Source organism: Thalassoroseus sp., assembly GCF_984380535.1.
On record NZ_CFHRBF010000001.1, the window covers coordinates 133167 to 150586 of the forward strand.

A 17420-nucleotide genomic window follows, 5' to 3' on the forward strand; every position below is an offset into this window, starting at 1 on the left:
CGACCGGCTTAGTATTCGCTGAGTTCGTTAGACTCCAAGAACCGTTGTCGCTCCTCGATCGGCAGCGGTTTCTCTTTGCTGTCAATCGGCCCGGGTGTCAGCACAATAGAATTGATGATTCGCTGCGCGTCGGTGCGGGGGTGTGGAACGTCCGCGTGATGCAAAACACCTTGCAACGTTTTGCCGTCGAGTCGCCCATTAGCGCTGCTATTGTTGACCAACACAATCTGGAAGTGACTCGGATCGAACGCCGTCAATTCCGTCGTGAATGGCGCCAACAACTTCGCCCCGCGAGAATACATCGGGTTGAATTTCTCCAGGAACTCTGCCGGGTATAGTCCTTCGGAACCAGCACATACGCTGAAATCGCTCATAAACAATCGGCTTTCGATCGGCGTGGCTTCGTAGCCCAATACCAGTACCGACTCCTCCTCGGAACCGTCGCGATGTGGTTTCGTGGTGGTTTGCTGATCGAACCGTGTCAGCGACCGCATAGCCAACTGCCTGCCATTTACGGCTTGGAACAAGCGATCGAACTCGGCAATCATCGCGACCATCGCCCGGCGTAAATTTCGCGAACCGAAATCGGCTCCCAGATCGACGAGGGCAAACCCGGGGGTGTTGAAATCGAATCGGCAAACGAGGGGAAACAATTCCTCGGCGATTTCCGCGAACCTTGGCTCGGTCGTCGTGATCCGATAGGAGTCCGGTTGCCAGGGGTATACAGACACGATATTGATCTCCCAACTTCCCATCGTTCCGGACTGTGGCACAGTTTTTCCGCGTTGATTATAGTGCAAGCGGAAAATGCGACTATCTACTGACAACCAACCACGGACAACTTTCGATGCCTAGCTGCGTGCTTGCCTATTCAGGCGGATTGGACACTTCGGTCATTTTGGGATGGCTGCAAGATGAAGGCTACGATGTGCACTGTGTGTATGTCGATCTTGGCCAACCCTGTGAAGACCGCGAAGCCATTTTAAAGAAGGCTCACGACAACGGGGCGAAGTCAGCACGCATCGAGGACGTCCGCGAGGAACTTTGCCGGGATTTCGCGTTTCCTGTCCTCCAATGGCAGGCGAAGTACGAGAATATTTATCTCCTCGGCACATCGATCGCCCGCCCGCTGATCTCGAAGATTTGCTTGCAAGTGGCTCGGGAAGTGGGAGCCGACGCCTACGCACACGGTGCGACCGGTAAAGGGAATGACCAGTGTCGATTCCAACTCGCCGCCGAAGCGCTCGACCCGGGCGTGAAGATCATCGCCCCATGGCGAATCGATGCCTTCCGCAACAAATTCCCTGGTCGGACCGAAATGATCGCATACTGCGAGGAAAAAGGCATTCCGGTCAAAGCATCGGTGGCGAAGCCGTACAGTTCGGATGAAAACGTCTTGCACATCTCTTACGAAGCCGGGAAGCTTGAAGAGTTGACGACCGACGGATTCGCGACGGTCGATTTCGGCATGGGTGTCTCACCGCAAGATGCGCCGGATCAAGCGGAACAAGTTACGATTGGTTTCGAGTCCGGCGTGCCCGTTTCGATCAATGGCCAACCCAAAAATGCTCTGGAGATGGTCGAAGAACTCAACACGATCGGTGGTCGCAACGGAGTGGGGCGGATTGATATCGTCGAGAACCGCTTCGTTGGCATGAAGAGTCGAGGCGTGTACGAAGCCCCCGGCATGACGGTGCTCTACGCCGCCCATCAGCAAATTGAACAAATGACGCTCGATCGCGACCTGACCCACTTCCGTGATCGTCTCAGTCCGGAAGTCGCCGAGATGGTATATTACGGGTTCTGGTACGTGCCCAAGATGGACGCTCTAATGGCCTTCATCAAGGAAACACAGAAGCCCGTCACTGGTGAAGTGACCTTGAACTTGTACAAGGGCAATATCCTCGTCGCGAGCCGGACCAGCCCGAATAGTCTGTACGACGACGAAATTGCCAGCATGGAAGCTGGCGGCAGCTACAACCAGAACGATGCCGAGGGCTTTCTTCGCATCATGGGTTTACCCTACCGTGTGCAAGGCCGAGTGCGACCTCGCGAGTACTAGGTCCACAGAAGCCAGTCGTCATGCAAAAACGTGGACTGCATTCTGAGGCGAACGTATGTCGTTGCATCTCGACAGGCTGAAACTTGTGAGACGCGCTTTTCTCAAGACGCGTTGGCACATTATGTTCACGATTTCTATTGCGTTCGCTTGTCACGTCTCAATCGTGGCAAGCGAAGACGCAATTAATTCGGCGAGTACGCTAGAGAAATTGAACTCGTCCCAACCGAGTGAAGTCCGAATCAAAGCTCTTCAACGGATTCAAGGCACTCGGAAAGAAGACGCGGTTCGGTTCACTCGGTCGCTGTTAATCCCGATTGAAGCTGCATGCGCGGACGAGAACGCCAAAGTTCGCGAGGCCGCGGTACATGCCTATGCCGTCATTTGTCTGCACCGCGAGATGATTTGTCCGCAGGTCTTGATGGATCGGCTTGGCGATGACGATCAAACCGTGCGAAACGCGGCTTCCACATACGTTCCGATCCTCAAGCATACGGAAGCCTCCGCCATGCGTTTACTTCCATGGTTTGAGAGTTCCGATCGTCGGGTGCGGAGCGCAGTCGTATCGACGCTCATCACGCTGAAGTCAGACAAACCGCGTGTCGTCGAACTCTTACAAAAGGCGACTGATGATGCGTATTTTGGCGTCGTTCACAATGCGCACATCGGTCTGTATGAGACGACTGGAGAACTCGAACCATTGATTCGTTATGCGGTCGCGGGCATTGAAGAGCATGCGTCTTACATTCAAAAAGAAGATGCGGGTGAGTTGACCGACGAGGAGAGTCTTGATTCGGCTTATCGAGAACTTTTAGCCTTCACCTGTGCCTCGATTGTTCGGCGGGAGGGAAAGAAACGCCCCAAAGCGGTCGCGAAGATTGTGATCTCAATGCTCAAAGATCCATCGCCCATCGTGCGACGATCCGCAGCCCGTAATTTAGGGGCAATCAGCACCGCGTCCCGGAAAACCAAAAAAGCTTTACAGGAAATGAAGGCGGACAAGTTCCTCGAACCGCTGCTTTCTGACCCCGACGAAAGCGTCCGGCAAAACGCGGCCTATGGCCAAGCTCTGATCCGAGAACCGAAGCCGCGAGACATCGATACCGATGAGCCTAAGCAACACGTTCCAGACGATCATGAATGTGATGCTACAAAATGCGGTGACGAAAGTAGGACAACACTATAAATGGTCGAAGACGTTTAGCCACAAATACCAATTCGGTTGACAACGTCTTGTCTCAGGTCGTCAGCATGTGAGAAGCGGACTGGATCGGTAATACCGCTTCCAGTCCACCTTACTATTCGCGAGCTAGATCGTATTCCAAGCAGAGGATCACTTCTTCTTGGCCTTTGCCCAAGAATCTTTGAGGGTCACGGTGCGGTTGTAAACAAGGTTGTCTGGCGTAGTGTCTTTGTCGACGCAGAAGTAACCGAGTCGTTCGAACTGCACACGTTCGCCGACTTCCAAGTCTTTCAGACTGGGTTCGAGTTTCGCCTCTGTGACAGTGACTAAACTGTTCGGGTTCAAGAACTCTTTCCAATCCTTGCCCTCGGGCACGTCCGCCGGGTTTTCGACCTCGAAAAGATGATCGTACAACCGCACCTCCGCATCGACGGCGTGCTCCGCCGAAACCCAGTGGAGTGTCGCCTTGACTTTCCGACCGTCTGGTGCGTTGCCGCCACGAGTTTCCGGGTCGTAGGTGCAGCGGATTTCGACGATCTCACCAGCGTCGTTCTTGACGACTTCATCGCACTTGATGAAGAACGCATATCGCAACCGAACTTCCCGCCCAGGACCAAGCCGGAAAAACTTCTTCGGTGGATTTTCCATGAAGTCGTCTTGTTCGATGTAGAGTTCCCGCGAGAACGGTATCTCTCTCGAACCTGCGGACTCGTCCTCAGGATTGTTGACGGCTTCCAACATCTCTGTTTGGTCTTCCGGGTAGTTCGTGATGACAACCTTGAGCGGATTCAGCACGGCCATTCGGCGTTCACAGCGTTTGTTGAGATCGGCCCGAACGGCGTTCTCTAGCACAGCGAGATCCGTCAGGCTGTTGTATTTCGTCACGCCGATTTCATCACAGAACGCCCGCATGGCTTCCGGCGTGTAGCCGCGTCGGCGAATTCCGCAAATCGTCGGCATCCTTGGATCATCCCATCCGTTGACCAATCCGTTTTTAACGAGTTCCAAGAGCTTCCGCTTGCTCATCACCGTATAGGTGAGATTTAGCCGCGCAAACTCGATTTGCTGCGGATGATGAATTCCCAGTTGCTCGATGTACCAGTTGTACAACGGACGATGGTTCTCGAATTCCAACGTGCAAATCGAGTGGGTTATGCCTTCGATGGAATCGCTTTGGCCGTGCGTCCAGTCGTACATGGGATAGATGCACCACGTGTCACCGGTGCGGTGATGGGGGACGTGACGAATGCGGTACATGATCGGATCACGCAGATTCATGTTTGGCGAATTCATGTCGATCTTCGCCCGCAACACATGTTCGCCGTCCTTGAACTCGCCCGCCTTCATCCGGCGAAACAAGTCGAGATTCTCCTCCGGCGTACGGTTGCGGTACGGGCTTTCTTGACCGGCTTTGTCCCACCCCGCGCGACCGGCCCGAATATCTTCGAGCGACGAACTATCGACATACGCTTTCCCGTCTTGAATGAGTTTCTCCGCCCATTCGTAAAGCTGATCGAAATAATCGCTGGCGAAAAACTCGCGATCGTCCCAATCGAAACCCAACCAGCGCACATCGTCGCGGATCGAATCGACGTACTCCACATCCTCGGCTTCCGGATTCGTGTCGTCGAACCGCAGATTACATTTGCCACCGTATTTTTTGGCCGTCCCGAAGTTCAAACAAATGCTTTTTGCGTGCCCGATGTGCAGATATCCGTTCGGTTCGGGCGGAAAGCGAGTGTGAACGCGACCATCATTTTTGCCGGCGGCCTGATCTTGCTCGATGATTTTGTGGATGAAGTGGGTCGGTGTTTTTTCGGGCGTCGGAGTTTCGGACATGGTCGCGGTTCCATTCGCGTAAGTGTCATTCAAATGAGGCGGTCGATCTGGGACCAGGCATCCGGGAATTGTGGCAATTCGCTCCCGATGCGGCAAGGGCGTTGGGTTGGGAAACGGAGTTTGACTCGTTATGCTCAGACACACAAACAAACGCCGATCTTCCGCACGATTGCGAGGAGTCATCAATGTCGACAAGCTCGGATGCCACTGGTTCGGACCGTACGATTTTCGAAAAGATCATCGCGCGTGAGATCCCGGCAGAGATTCTCTTTGAAGACGAAGACTGCATTGCTTTCAAAGATGTCAGTCCGCAGGCTCCGACACACTTTCTTGTCGTGCCGAAGAAGGTCATTGTTTCGGTGAAGGAATCGTGCGATGACGATTCCGCCGTGATGGGTCACTTACTGACGGTCGCCCGCAAGGTGGCTGAACAGGAAGGACTCGTAAATGGCTTCCGCGTCGTCGCCAACTCCGGGCCGGATGGCGGCCAATCGGTCGATCATCTGCACTTGCATGTGCTTGGCGGTCGTAAGCTGACTTGGCCACCGGGATGAGTTTGCGAAGAGCCGATTGTCGAAAGACCTAAAAATTCTTCGGCTCGCCCCTCTTAGCCCGACGGTTCGTCATTCGACTTGCAACGAGAAACTTAAGACGTTCATTTTCCAATTTTTGCTTGATTCGGACAAAGGATTCCCATGGCTCGTAAGAAACTGCTGCTCTCTGTGTTGGTTTTGGGCTGTTTCGGAGTGTTGCTGACAGTCACGGCTCAGAACCAGAAGAAAGCCGACCCAGCGGGTCAAAAAATGATCGTGGCCGCCGAGCGGTTCTTGGATACGTTGAACGAAGAGCAAAAAGAACAAGCGACCTTCGCGTTCAAAAGCGACGAGCGTTTGAACTGGCATTTCATTCCGCGGGAACGCAAGGGGTTGCCATTGAAGGATCTTGAAGGTGCCGCCCGAAAATCCGCTGAGGAACTGCTGCAAGCGGGTTTGTCGGAAGCCGGTTACGATCAAGCCGTCAATGTCATGAGCCTCGAAGAAATCCTGTTCCTACTCGAAGGCGGCGAACGGGAATATCGCCGGGACCGCCGTGATCCACAAAAATACTATTTCAGCGTTTTCGGAAAACCGAGCCCACGCGGTTCATGGGGTTGGCGGGTGGAAGGTCATCACCTGTCGCTCAACTACACGATCGAAGACGGTCGCGTGGTTAGCTCGACACCGGAATTCTTCGGAGCCAATCCCGCGTTGGTCGATGCCGGTCCGAAACGAAAAATCCGGGTGCTTGGTCCGGAAGAGGACTTGGCTCGTCAGATCCTGGCCGTCACTGATCCCGAGCAAATCGAAACGATTTGGATCAGCAAAGATGCTCCGGACGACATCCGTGGCGGCGGGGAAGCACAACCAGTTGTCACGGAAGCTGTCGGTTTGGCAGCGGGTGACATGAACGAACAACAGAAGAAACTCCTGCGGGAGTTGTTGTCTGAATATCTCAAGAACATGCCCGCCGACGTGGAAGCTGACCGTCGCGAGCGGATCAACAAAGCCGGTTGGGAAGGCATTCGCTTCGCCTGGTGGGGCAGCGACAAAGTCAACGAACGGCATCACTATGTCGTGCAAGGTGATACCTTCATCATCGAGTACAACAACACCCAAAACGACGCCAACCACCTACACACGGTCTGGCGAAACGTGGACGGTGACTTCAACGTGCCGCGGAAGTAAGTAGAGAGGCGTGCCCCTCAATGTTGTCTGGTCTGAAATAAGGTTTCAGGAATGTCGACCGTCACGACAAGCTTGGTCACAGAATATCAACAGCGATTCGCAGATTCCGCGAAGTTGTATGAACGCGGATCGGCGTGTTTCCCGAGTGGGGTGACGCACGATGGGCGTTATCTCACGCCTTTTCCGGTGTATGTCGAGCGATCTGAAGGGCCGTTGAAGTGGACGCCGGAAGGTCATGAGCTAGTCGACTATTGGATGGGGCACGGGTCGTTGCTGCTCGGACATGGCAACCCGGCGGTTGTGGCGGCGGTGCAGGATCAAGTCGCGAAGGGCACGCACTGGGGGGCGTGTCACGAATTGGAAATTCAATGGGCGGAATTGGTGCAGCAGTTGGTGCCATCCGCCGAGAAGGTCCGTTTCACCAGTAGCGGCACCGAAGCAACACTGATGGCCCTGCGTGTGGCTCGTATCGTGACGGGTCGGACGAAGGTCATCAAATTCGCCGGCCACTTTCACGGCTGGCACGATCAACTCATCATCGCCAGTGACGGTCCGCATTCCGCCGAGCTAGAGTATACGACTCCCGGAATCCCGGATGGCATGGCGACGGATATCGTCATCGTCCCGCCGAACGATATCGATGCCGTACGACAAGCGATTGCAACTCATCAACCAGCGGCAGTCATCGTTGAAGCAACCGGCGGTCACTGGGGGCAAGTTCCGATCGACGTGCCATTCTTGCAGCAACTTCGTGAAGTCACGAAACAAAACGATGTGTACATGATTATGGACGAAGTCATCAGTGGCTTTCGCGTCCATCCAGGCGGCATGCAGGCGGAAACCGGCGTGACTCCCGATCTCACAACGCTTGCGAAAATTCTCGCAGGCGGTCTTCCCGGCGGATGTTTGGCAGGTCGAGCCGATTTGATGGAGGCGATCGCGTTCGACAACCCGTTCGGACAAAAGATGAAACACCCCGGCACATACAATGGGAATCCCTTGTCGGCAGCCGCGGGAATCGCCGCTTTGGAGCAATTGGCGGATGGCGGGGCCTGCCAGAAAGCCACTCGTTACGCAGTCGATCTTCGGCGGGCCCTGAACCAGTTATTCATCCAGAAGGGGGCAGATTGGGTTGCCTACGGTGTGCACTCGCTGACACGAATCTGTCCGAACTACGACGGTCCGTCCTGGGACGAAACCGATGATTTCCGCCCCTACAACAACGACTTTCGTCGGTTAGATTCCACGGTGGATCGTCAGCTCACGCATGCGTTTCGGGCTGCCTTGTTGCTCGGAGGCGTTGATTGGATGGGTTGGGGCGGAATGTCGAGTGCGACTCACGAGCCAAGTCATCTCGAGCGAACGGTGGACGCGTTTGGGCAAGCCATTGACCGATTGCGAGCTAACGGCTTGCTCAAATGAGCGACGAACAGCCAGCGGAATCGTCCTTGATGACGGGATCGATCCGCTCGACCGTTTTCATGCTGGCACTTCCAGTGCTTTGCGAACAAGCTTTGAGCTTTGGTGTCAGTTTGACCGACACCTACCTCTCTGGCCGACTCAGTCAGGAAGCGACTGCTGCTGTCGGTTTGGGGGCATACGTCGGTTGGCTCGCGTCATTGATTTTCAGTTTGGTAGCCGTCGGCACCACGGCTTTAGTCTCTCGCAGTTGGGGAGCAGGGGACTTCGCCACCGCGAATCGCGTGCTAAATCGTTCGCTCGCATTGGCGGTTGTCTTAGGGGCCATTTTCTCCGTCGTCATATGGTTGCTGGCCCCCGTCGCGGCGTCGCTACTCCAAATGCAGGGCGAAACTCTTCGCTATGCCGTCCGATATCTGCGGATCGATGCCGTTGCGTTCGCATTCACGAGCTTAACGTTAGCCGGTTCGGCCGCACTTCGTGGATCAGGTGACATGCGAACGCCGATGGCGATCCTCGGACTGGTCAACGTGCTCAATATGCTGGTGTCAACGTGTCTCGTCTTTGGCTGGCCGATCTTCGATGGCGGTTCCCTTTCCTGGCCTGATGATGGTGGCATCGGGATCGATGGAATCGTCTTCGGCACGGTCGTAGCGCGGATCTGCGGCTGCGTTTTGATACTCGCGGTTCTCGCACGGGGGAGAGGGGATTTTCGACTGAGCTGGCGAGAATGGAAACTGCGGGGAGAAACCTCACGACGAATTCTTCGTATTGGCGGACCGGCGGCGGGTGATGGCGTCATTATGTGGGGCGGACAATTTTTGTTCTTGATGGTGGTCGCAAATCTCGGTGATGACGCGATGGACAAAGCCGCGTTCGCTGCCCACATCATTTGTGTTCGCGTGGAAGCAATGACTTATCTTCCTGCCGTCGCATGGGGAGCCGCCGCTGCAACCCTTGTGGGTCAATCCTTGGGAGCCAGGCGACCCGAACGGGCAATCCATTCGGGACACGAAGCGACTCGTCAATGCGTTTTACTCGGCGTGTTCGTCACCGCGAGTTTCTATTTTGGAGCTGACGAAATCTACCACATCATGCACGACGACCCTGCAGTCCGAGCAGTCGGAGCTGATCCTTTTCGGATGGTCGCGTTGTTCCAAATACCGCTAATCATTTCGATCGTCTATGGGTCGGCCTTACGCGGAGCCGGAGACACGTTCTCTCCACTCCTTTTCACGTTGATTTGCGTGTTCGTGGTCCGTGTGCCGTTGGCTTACGTATGTGGCGTTTTACTGGGCGGCGGATTATGGGGAGCATGGATTGGGATGTGTGGGGATATGGCCTTGCGGGCTGTCCTGGCCGCCACTTGGTTCTCGATGGGCCGCTGGGTTCGCACTGAGGTTTGACGACGTCGTTGCGCAACAAAAACGCCTCGGCCAGTTCTGAAACTAACCGAGGCGTTGATCGGAATCATTTTGCGTTTACGGAACTTCAATCAGCTTCAACGGACGACTAGCCGCAATTTCGCCGAAGGTTTGTTTCAGCTGGGCAGTATACTGGGCGACGCCGTGCCCACCCGGAACATTGAAGTGCTTGCCCCCGGTAATGTCGGCAATTTGCTGCATTAATGTGGTGTCGGCTCCGGTCCCAAGACTGATCGTCATGATCTTGATTCCCGAAGCGGCCGCATATTGGGCTTCGTCGATCGCGTAGTCTGCAGGACTTGCTCCAGTGGAAGTCATGTTCGCCAGACCGTCGGTCATCAATACCATCATTCGATAGGCTTTTGGTCGGGCATTGTTTTCCAACTCGATCCGGCCTTTGTTCATCCCGGCACCGATGTTGGTATTCGTGTGATAGTGACCGGCTTGTCGTTGACGTGAAATCGTCTTCAGCAAACCGTAGTCGTGGGTTAATCCGGATTCCAGTAACCCGTGTGAATCAGCAGCCGTGTAGATCGACAACCCCACCTGATCTTCCGCCGCAACCGCAACCAGATAATCCAAGAGGATATCGCACGCGTCTTTCAACGCTGTAATCGGTTGTTGGCTGGCTTTCCAAAGATCGGGCGTTTGATTGTGCTTCGGTTTGTTCTTGTTCCAGAAGTTAATCAGAGTGAGCACGCCAAACTTCCGTCGGTAGCCCGCAGAGTATACATCACCGTCGTACCAGGGCATGTTATTGCTATGCGATCTTGCGTACTCAATATAGTCGTCCCAGTCGCCGCTTGAAGGATACGAAACCCCGTCCAAGCCTAGGCCACGTCGGATCGTGCTATTTCGATAGAAGTCAAACTCCTCCCAGTCATCACCGTCGTTGACCCATGCAGAAGTGATCCGTTGCCCGTTGTTGCCCCCGGTTCCTTTCCATGTCCCGCTATTCGTGTTGGTCGTCCAGTACCCGTAGCTGCCATTTGCAAACTCGAGATAGATAGCTCGGATTTTCTTCGACCCGGTCTTTTTGACGTAAACCTCGTCTGTCTTCCAGGTCACGTCGAAATCGACATCCTCACCAGGAACAGTCACCCAATCCGGCCAGAAACCCATATTGCCGTAGGTTGGTGAGCCGAGATCTTGCCACATCTGATAGATGTTGTCTTCGACGGCAGATTGGCCAAGTGCACCAATCGAGCGGAGTTCGCTATCGTCGTTCATCGATGCGGAGTAGTCCAACACGAGCACAATGTCGCGTGGTTGGAAAGTGGCGATCGCGTGGGTTTCCAGTGGAGCTTTCGGGTGCCCGATTACCGGCCCAAAGAAAAGTGGCAGTCGACGATCGTCGGTCGACACACCCGTTTCGATTTTTTGTTTTTCGGCCGTGACTTTAACCATGTTGTATGGTCGGGCGCTCTTGCCCCACGTGTAGATGGTTTGTCCCGTATCGGGGTCGTAGGACTGTCGACCAAACTCGACGCTGCCGTTCCCGGTCGCAAGACTCACGCCTGGCTTATCCCCCGCGCGATGCAAGGCGGCAACTTGACCGGCCGCTTGTCGAGCTGCTTCTTCGACATCATCTTGATCTGCGTATGGGTTCAACTCCATCGCTGCAGCCAAGGCGCCGGCATCGACGGCGTTTTGCATCTGAGCCTTGGTCAGCGAAATCCAGCCCACATCGAGCGAAAACGCCGCCATCGCCAAAATCATCACCATCATTGCAGCCGACATGACCACAATGGCACCACCACGCCGCTTCTCCCGGTCTCGGAGGAGTGGCTTTTCGTCAGACAGGTTTCGGAATCTGTGTGGCTTCATCAATGGTTGCTCCGAAAAACGTGAGTACAGCGGTCCGCATTCCGTTCGGGAATACCTAGGGACCGTCCAAGTTTCGTTGTGGTGGGATATCTCATCCCAACCGTAGGTCACAAAACTCGGAGTGCCAAACGATTTTTCGAGCAATTCCGATTTCTCGCTATTCGCCGTTCACAGCGGTCGACTTCCGTCGAAATGGATAAAACCAGACTCCGTAGGGAAGAAAGCGTGGAGTAAGTGGTTCATCCAACCGACGCGCGTCCTCGAGATGCCAACCGAACTTGCCTTCCAACAGCGACGGTGGCAAACACGATTGTTTTTCGTCTTCCGGCGTTGTTGCCTTGGAACCTGCGATTTGAACGGTCCCGACGATCACTCCCCGAGGCAACGCATCGAGATCAATTTCGTGCTCGTCAGCCGCTAACTTCGCTGCGGATGTATTCGCGACTTTTTTCGATGCGTAGACGTAGATCGTGCCACGTTGTTTCGTATGGCTCGAACGGACCTCGATGGTTTTAATTCCGCGTAGAATGAGTTCGGCCCAGGGTTGGCGAATTCCCAATGCGGGCCGTTCGATGTCAGGCTCCACCGATTACCCTCGAATTTTCAGGAATCCAGCGATCATCACAATCACAAGTCCTAAGACGACTGTGATGGAAGTCCACAATCGAGCGTTATCGCGAATCTTTTGCAGGCCCGCCGATTTCCCGGTCAGAGCGGAAACCAGGAAAAATACGACAAATGCGAGAATCATCTTCCCGCCCATCAGCCCGTGATACAAACCGTCGCCCTTGTGCTTTGGAATCATCACGAAAATGTAGTTATAGAGTCCGCTAAGCAGCAGCAAACCAATTGTGATCATCACCAAACGTTTCCAACGAGCGATCACACGTCCGTGCAGTGCGGCGTGCTGATCTTCGGGCAATTCTGCTGCAGCCGGTTGCAACACGAAGCGAATAAAGATACCGCCCCCAAGCAAAACGATGGCAAAAATCACATGTAACCACCGCGAGAGAATATCGACGACAATTCGATCCACGGGATGTTCCTTATTCAAGATTGGTGTTGATCCGGGAGTTGCCGAATCATAGTCTGCGACCATCGGCGATTGAAGTCCGTCGTCTTTTGGCGAATGCAAATTGTTGCGGCTGTCGAATCGGTCAATCACCTTCCGTAATATCGCGAATCACCCGACATGGATTCCCCGCCGCGAACACGCTGGCCGGGATTTCCTTTGTAACCACACTCCCGGCACCGATCACGGTCTTCGCCCCGATCTTCACACCGGGACATAGAATCGCACCGCCGCCGACCCAAACATCCGCCCCGATTTCGATCGGTTTGCCGAACTCGTTCCCACGACGTTTCATGGCGTTCATTGGATGACTCGCTGTGTAGATTTGGACCGCAGGCCCGAACTGCGTGTAGTCTCCGATGACGACCGGACAGACATCGAGCACAACGCAATTGAAATTGAAAAACACACGTTGCCCGAGATGAATATTTTGACCGTAATCGCAGAAGAACGGTGGTTGGAGTGAGACACTGTCGCCACCGCTGCCAAACAACTCTGCGACGATCTCCCGACACAATTCGGCATTGCCGGGCGGTGCGTGATTCAACCGTAGACAGAGTTCCCGCGCTCGGATGCGTTCTTGCATCAACTCGGCATCGGACGGATCGTAGAATTCGCCTGAGACCATTTTCTCTTTTTCAGTTCGCATGATCGTCTCGCTTCGCTGATTACTCGACCGGATCGACGGATTCCAGGCTGTCGGTTTGCGGTGTGAATTCCGGCAACGTGATCGGACCGCCCGCACCGATCCACATGCGACGTCGTCCCTGCACGGCCGGATCGAGAATCGTCATTTCCCGACCTGTCAGGTTCTCGACGATGGTCTGCCAATAAATTTCGAATGCGGTCTCGGCGGGGTGTTGGCGATAGGTTTGCAGGAGACTCTGAAACCGATCGGCGTCGCCGGCAGCTTGAGTGCGTGAACGAATCGCCGCAGCATGTGCCTCCAAAATTCGGGTCGCGGCCTGACCGGCCAATTCGAATTCTTGTTCGTCTGCCGTCTCCGTCGCGTCGGCAGTCAATGACTGCGTGACCGCTGTCCAAGCAGCCGGATCGATAGTGCGTGACCCATTCGCCGTCCCCTCCTGCAAGCGATTCAATGCCGACTCTCCGGCGACGTTTAACAGAGTTTGCGACTCATACTCCAACGCGAGATTGATGAGTTGTTCTCGATGTTCCATCGCATCGGCAACGTCACGGTAAGCGTCCACAACCGATGTCGGCGGATGCACATCCAACAGCCGCACCGCGACAATCGTGACTCCCATATTCGTCCGCTGAATTCGCTGTTCAATCCTTTCACGACAATGCTCTTCAAGTTCACGACGATCCGTGGTGAGGATCGCGTCCAAAGATAACCCTGCGGCTAAATGTCGAATTTCGGTTTCCGCCAGCGATCGCAGCATTCGCTCTGGGTCCGACATTCCCAACTTGAATTTGTGAAGGTCATGAATTTGAAACTGAACCTCGGCGGTGAGTTCGATGGGAACTTCATCACCCGTAAGAACAAGTGATTCTTCACCATCGCCGCGACCTCGATCATTGTGATGTTCGCTAACCCACTCGATTGTTCCGTCCGTCTCAGTATCGGCGGTGGAGGACCCATCCTCCGCATCTTGTGGTGGACGAAACCCAATCGGCAGTTGATGCACTTCATCCACTCGAGCCCGATGGACATTCTCAAGCGGCGGCGGCCAACGCCAGTGCAAGCCGGACGGAAGTTCCTGTTCGATCCTCCCGAAACGCGTCACGAATGCAGATTCGTCGCTGTCGATTCGCACGATGTTCCAGCACAGCCAAACCACCGCAACACCTGCCATCCCTAAGCGGACAAGCATTTCCACGCGATCCAACAGCCAAAACGTGATGCGTGTCGGCGAAAGATACTTGGCGATGTCGTCGGCTGTGCGTCCGAATTGTTCAGTCCAGCGGGCTAGGCGGCTTGTCGGCGCAGGTTCGAACCAGAGCAATCTCATCGCGTTGAGCATGACGGCCAACGAACCGATTTCGTGCAGCACTGCCGCCGACACGGGACTCAACCAGCCAAACGCACTGAGCAACACACCAAGGAGGTTCAAGCCAAATGCGAACACCAAAATGTTCTGGCGAATATTCGCGACCATGGCTCGCGACAAACGGACTAATCCCGGTAGCGGACGAAGCGGATCGCCGAACAAAAGTAGATCGCCAGCTTGCCCAACCAATTCGCTCCGTGGGTTTTCGACAGCAATTCCGACCGATGCCATCGCCAGGGCCGGGGCATCGTTCATTCCGTCCCCGACCATGGCAACCGGATGATCGGACGTTTGATGATCGGCAATCCATTGGGCCTTGTCTTGCGGTTTCAAACCGGAACGGACTTCGGCGAACGGACCAATCCGGCTTGCCAATGCATCGGCAGCCCGTGGATGATCTCCGGTCAGTAAGACCAGCTTCGAGACCCCAATCCCACGTAGCTCCGCCAACGACTCACGTGCCGAAGCCCGCTCTTGACTCGACAGCGTAATCCAGCCGAGAAACTCCCCATCGACAGCCACTCCAAATGCCGTCGTGTCGATTTCCGTATCGCCGACAAGCCGCACGTCTTTCGTGCGAAGGAAGTCTGCACTACCGATGATAATCTGACGACCATCGGTCCGCGTCTCGCCAGTCATCCCGAAACCAGGATGAATCTGGATGTCTTTCGTTTCGGGAATCGTCAACCCGTGTTCGCGTGCGTGGTCACAAATGGCACGAGCAAGAGGGTGTTCGGAATGCTGCTCCAAAGCGGCGGCGAACGATAGTAACTCGGACGTCTTTTGCGAATCTATCGGGTGAAGCTGCTCGATGACGAACTGCGGTTCGGTCAGTGTACCGGTTTTGTCAAAGACGAACGTACTCACCTTCGCCAACTGCTCTAGTACGGAAGTGCCCCGCGGAATGATGCCATGCTTGTTGGTCCAGGCTAATGCCGCCATTGCTGCCGTTGGAGTCGCCAAGACCAATGCACAGGGGCAGGAAACGACCAAGACCGCCAATGCGGGTTCAAAGCCTGGCTGCCATTCGCCCGTTGCGATTCGCCACCCGATGAGAGTCAATCCGGCTGCCGATAACAGAATCGGTAGGAACAATTGAGCCCAACGATCAGCTGCTCGCATGGTCGGCGTGCGTTCGGCGACCGCTTGCCGAGTGAGTTCCGCAATCCGCGCGGAATTTGTAGCGTCGCCGGTTCGCTGAGCCGAAACCTTCAGCAATCCCAATTGATTGATCGTGCCCGCAAAAACGGATGAACCCACTGACTTCGCAATCGGTAAGGATTCCCCACTGAAAGAACTCTCATCGACGCTCGAATTTCCTTCGACGACGGTCCCATCGACCGGGATCATCGCCCCCGGTCGAACGACCACAGTTTCGCCAACTTCCACCTCGGCTGCCGAAATCTCGATTTCTGTTTCGCCGCGAATGACGAGAGCCGAAGTTGGTCGCGTCATGAGGCGATCACGGATTGCGGCTTGTGCCCGATCGATCGTGTAGCCCTCTAGACATTCGCCGAGTAATGTGATCGCGACAACTAACGCTGCGGTCAGATATTCCCCAAGCAGAATCGCTGCTGCGAGCGCAATGACGAGGGCCAATCCCACACCCACTTTGCCTTCCCAAAGGTCGTCGAGGGTGTGATAGAGGAGTCGACTTCCACCAATGAGCGCGGCCCACATCGCGAAACGATACCCGCCAATGGAACGGGACTCCCATCCCGTTTGCGGTGCGATCCCGAGCAGCAGATCAATGCCGATCAAACCGACGACAATTGCTGCCAGCAGGTATAACGGGGCAGAGCGGTAATGAATGCTGCGTTCCCGCTGTGATCTCGATTCGGTCGGAAGAAACTCGCGGAACGAGTCTGGCACATAATGCATAGATTCAATATCTCAGCGAGGAAACTCTTTCGCGATTTCATCGAGCCACAGCGGTCCCTGAGTTTCCCCATCTTGGTTCGTGCGGTAGATGCGGTTCGTCTTCGTGTCCAATGCCGTCAGCCAACCGCCGCCAGAAGCGAAGGTGTCGATGCAGACCCAGCCGTCCATCAACAGAGGTCGACCATCTTTTTGGCTGGTATGTCCACACACGATTCGTCTGCCGTCCGATAACGCAGCCTCCCAACCGCTCAGATGTTCCCACCTCATCGCTTCCCAGTACTGATCTTCGAGATCGATTTCCGGACGCAAGTTGCCGTGAATGAATACGTCGCGATCGGTCTCCCAATAATCGATGCCGCTCTTCAGGAATTCGATGTGGTCCTTGGGAATCAAGCCGAGCGTCTGACCGCCATACGATTCCAATGCCTCGAGACCACCAACTTGTAGCCACATGCGAGCCATGTCGGAGTCTTCGCCTTCGTACGCTTTGATCATCATCTCATCATGGTTTCCCGTGATGAGCACGACTTGGCACTTCTCCCGTAAGGCCAGTAGTTGCTCGATCACTTGCCGACTTCCCGGCCCGCGATCAACCACATCCCCCAGAATCACCACAGTGTCTTGCGATGTCAGTTCAAGGTGGTCTAACAATGTTTTCAAGGCAGTGTCGCAGCCGTGAATATCGCCAACGGCGAACACGCGGTCGGACATGAAAAATGCTCCTCGTCAGTTGATTCAACGGCGTTTCGCCAATTTGGAGGTTGACGTATTCCCACTGCCGAAGCAAGGGAAACCGACGTGTTAAAATCGGTATTATCGCTGAATCACGCCGTCGCCCCGTGACAAATCGCAAGCCGCTTGGCGAATCGGAAACTCGAGTTTGACGAGTCGCGTTTTCTATCCCACCAATGATTGCGGCGGGATGCATTTCTTGGATACCCGCCCGAATGGACTTTCAAATCCCTCGGCTTTCTGAT

At 54.9% G+C, this 17420-nt stretch carries 14 protein-coding genes; 6 read left to right on the plus strand and 8 right to left on the minus strand.

The genetic code is table 11. From position 1 onward, the window contains the following. Positions 1–8 precede the first annotated feature (8 nt). Positions 9–731: a hypothetical protein gene (locus tag AC5DDB_RS00465; RefSeq protein WP_491737695.1), complete on the minus strand. Its 723-nt coding sequence runs from the start codon at positions 729–731 to the stop codon at positions 9–11. A gap of 116 nt (positions 732–847) precedes the next feature. On the opposite strand from AC5DDB_RS00465, the gene AC5DDB_RS00470 reads away from it, so the two are divergent. Next, positions 848–2062 carry an argininosuccinate synthase gene (locus AC5DDB_RS00470; RefSeq protein ID WP_491737696.1) on the plus strand — a complete coding sequence of 405 codons (1215 nt, stop codon included), beginning with the start codon at positions 848–850 and terminating at the stop codon, positions 2060–2062. A gap of 55 nt (positions 2063–2117) precedes the next feature. Next, a complete protein-coding gene (locus AC5DDB_RS00475) occupies positions 2118–3245 on the plus strand; it encodes a HEAT repeat domain-containing protein (RefSeq protein ID WP_491737697.1) in 1128 nt (375 codons plus the stop codon). 147 nt (positions 3246–3392) lie between these two features. On the opposite strand, the gene AC5DDB_RS00480 is transcribed toward AC5DDB_RS00475, so the two are convergent. Continuing rightward, positions 3393–5081 (minus strand): glutamine--tRNA ligase/YqeY domain fusion protein, encoded by a 1689-nt coding sequence (locus tag AC5DDB_RS00480; protein WP_491737698.1) that lies wholly within the window; start codon positions 5079–5081, stop codon positions 3393–3395. Between the two features lie 185 nt (positions 5082–5266). Here AC5DDB_RS00480 and AC5DDB_RS00485 point away from each other — a divergent pair, with 185 nt between their 5' ends. The 4 genes from AC5DDB_RS00485 (at position 5267) to AC5DDB_RS00500 (ending at position 9630) form a co-directional block, all read left to right on the plus strand. Then, a complete protein-coding gene (locus tag AC5DDB_RS00485) occupies positions 5267–5635 on the plus strand; it encodes a histidine triad nucleotide-binding protein (protein WP_491737699.1) in 369 nt (122 codons plus the stop codon). Positions 5636–5776: 141 nt separating this feature from the next. Further along, positions 5777–6805: a DUF3500 domain-containing protein gene (locus tag AC5DDB_RS00490; protein WP_491737700.1), complete on the plus strand. Its 1029-nt coding sequence runs from the start codon at positions 5777–5779 to the stop codon at positions 6803–6805. A 51-nt stretch (positions 6806–6856) separates the two neighbouring features. Continuing rightward, positions 6857–8227, plus strand: a complete 1371-nt coding sequence (locus AC5DDB_RS00495) for an aspartate aminotransferase family protein (RefSeq protein WP_491737701.1) — start codon at positions 6857–6859, stop codon at positions 8225–8227. Beyond that, positions 8224–9630 carry an MATE family efflux transporter gene (locus tag AC5DDB_RS00500; RefSeq protein ID WP_491737702.1) on the plus strand — a complete coding sequence of 469 codons (1407 nt, stop codon included), beginning with the start codon at positions 8224–8226 and terminating at the stop codon, positions 9628–9630. The genes AC5DDB_RS00495 and AC5DDB_RS00500 overlap by 4 nt, the downstream gene beginning before the upstream one ends. A 75-nt stretch (positions 9631–9705) precedes the next feature. Here the strand turns inward: AC5DDB_RS00500 and AC5DDB_RS00505 are convergent, their stop codons facing one another. The 6 genes from AC5DDB_RS00505 to AC5DDB_RS00530 all read right to left on the minus strand — a co-directional run bounded on the left by AC5DDB_RS00505 (position 9706) and on the right by AC5DDB_RS00530 (position 17154). After that, positions 9706–11475 (minus strand): vWA domain-containing protein, encoded by a 1770-nt coding sequence (locus AC5DDB_RS00505; protein ID WP_491737703.1) that lies wholly within the window; start codon positions 11473–11475, stop codon positions 9706–9708. 157 nt (positions 11476–11632) lie between these two features. Next, positions 11633–12061, minus strand: a complete 429-nt coding sequence (locus AC5DDB_RS00510; protein WP_491737704.1) for an ASCH domain-containing protein — start codon at positions 12059–12061, stop codon at positions 11633–11635. 3 nt (positions 12062–12064) lie between these two features. Next, a complete protein-coding gene (locus AC5DDB_RS00515) occupies positions 12065–12511 on the minus strand; it encodes a hypothetical protein (protein ID WP_491737705.1) in 447 nt (148 codons plus the stop codon). 121 nt (positions 12512–12632) lie between these two features. Continuing rightward, positions 12633–13196, minus strand: coding sequence for a sugar O-acetyltransferase (locus AC5DDB_RS00520; protein ID WP_491737706.1), 564 nt, complete (start codon positions 13194–13196; stop codon positions 12633–12635). A gap of 19 nt (positions 13197–13215) precedes the next feature. After that, positions 13216–16443: a cation-translocating P-type ATPase family protein gene (locus AC5DDB_RS00525; protein ID WP_491737707.1), complete on the minus strand. Its 3228-nt coding sequence runs from the start codon at positions 16441–16443 to the stop codon at positions 13216–13218. Between the two features lie 12 nt (positions 16444–16455). Then, on the minus strand, positions 16456–17154 hold the full coding sequence (locus AC5DDB_RS00530) for a metallophosphoesterase family protein (protein ID WP_491737708.1): 699 nt from the start codon (positions 17152–17154) through the stop codon (positions 16456–16458). Between the last annotated feature and the right edge of the window lie 266 nt (positions 17155–17420).

What these genes read in the sequence shown, in the direction of transcription:
- AC5DDB_RS00470 (WP_491737696.1), top strand. Translation starts at nt 848, where the DNA reads ATGCCTAGCTGCGTGCTTGCCTATTCAGGCGGATTGGACACTTCGGTC.
- AC5DDB_RS00475 (WP_491737697.1), top strand. Translation starts at nt 2,118, where the DNA reads ATGTCGTTGCATCTCGACAGGCTGAAACTTGTGAGACGCGCTTTTCTC.
- AC5DDB_RS00480 (WP_491737698.1), bottom strand. Translation starts at nt 5,081, where the DNA reads ATGTCCGAAACTCCGACGCCCGAAAAAACACCGACCCACTTCATCCAC.
- AC5DDB_RS00485 (WP_491737699.1), top strand. Translation starts at nt 5,267, where the DNA reads ATGTCGACAAGCTCGGATGCCACTGGTTCGGACCGTACGATTTTCGAA.
- AC5DDB_RS00490 (WP_491737700.1), top strand. Translation starts at nt 5,777, where the DNA reads ATGGCTCGTAAGAAACTGCTGCTCTCTGTGTTGGTTTTGGGCTGTTTC.
- AC5DDB_RS00495 (WP_491737701.1), top strand. Translation starts at nt 6,857, where the DNA reads ATGTCGACCGTCACGACAAGCTTGGTCACAGAATATCAACAGCGATTC.
- AC5DDB_RS00500 (WP_491737702.1), top strand. Translation starts at nt 8,224, where the DNA reads ATGAGCGACGAACAGCCAGCGGAATCGTCCTTGATGACGGGATCGATC.
- AC5DDB_RS00505 (WP_491737703.1), bottom strand. Translation starts at nt 11,475, where the DNA reads ATGAAGCCACACAGATTCCGAAACCTGTCTGACGAAAAGCCACTCCTC.
- AC5DDB_RS00520 (WP_491737706.1), bottom strand. Translation starts at nt 13,196, where the DNA reads ATGCGAACTGAAAAAGAGAAAATGGTCTCAGGCGAATTCTACGATCCG.
- AC5DDB_RS00525 (WP_491737707.1), bottom strand. Translation starts at nt 16,443, where the DNA reads ATGCATTATGTGCCAGACTCGTTCCGCGAGTTTCTTCCGACCGAATCG.
- AC5DDB_RS00530 (WP_491737708.1), bottom strand. Translation starts at nt 17,154, where the DNA reads ATGTCCGACCGCGTGTTCGCCGTTGGCGATATTCACGGCTGCGACACT.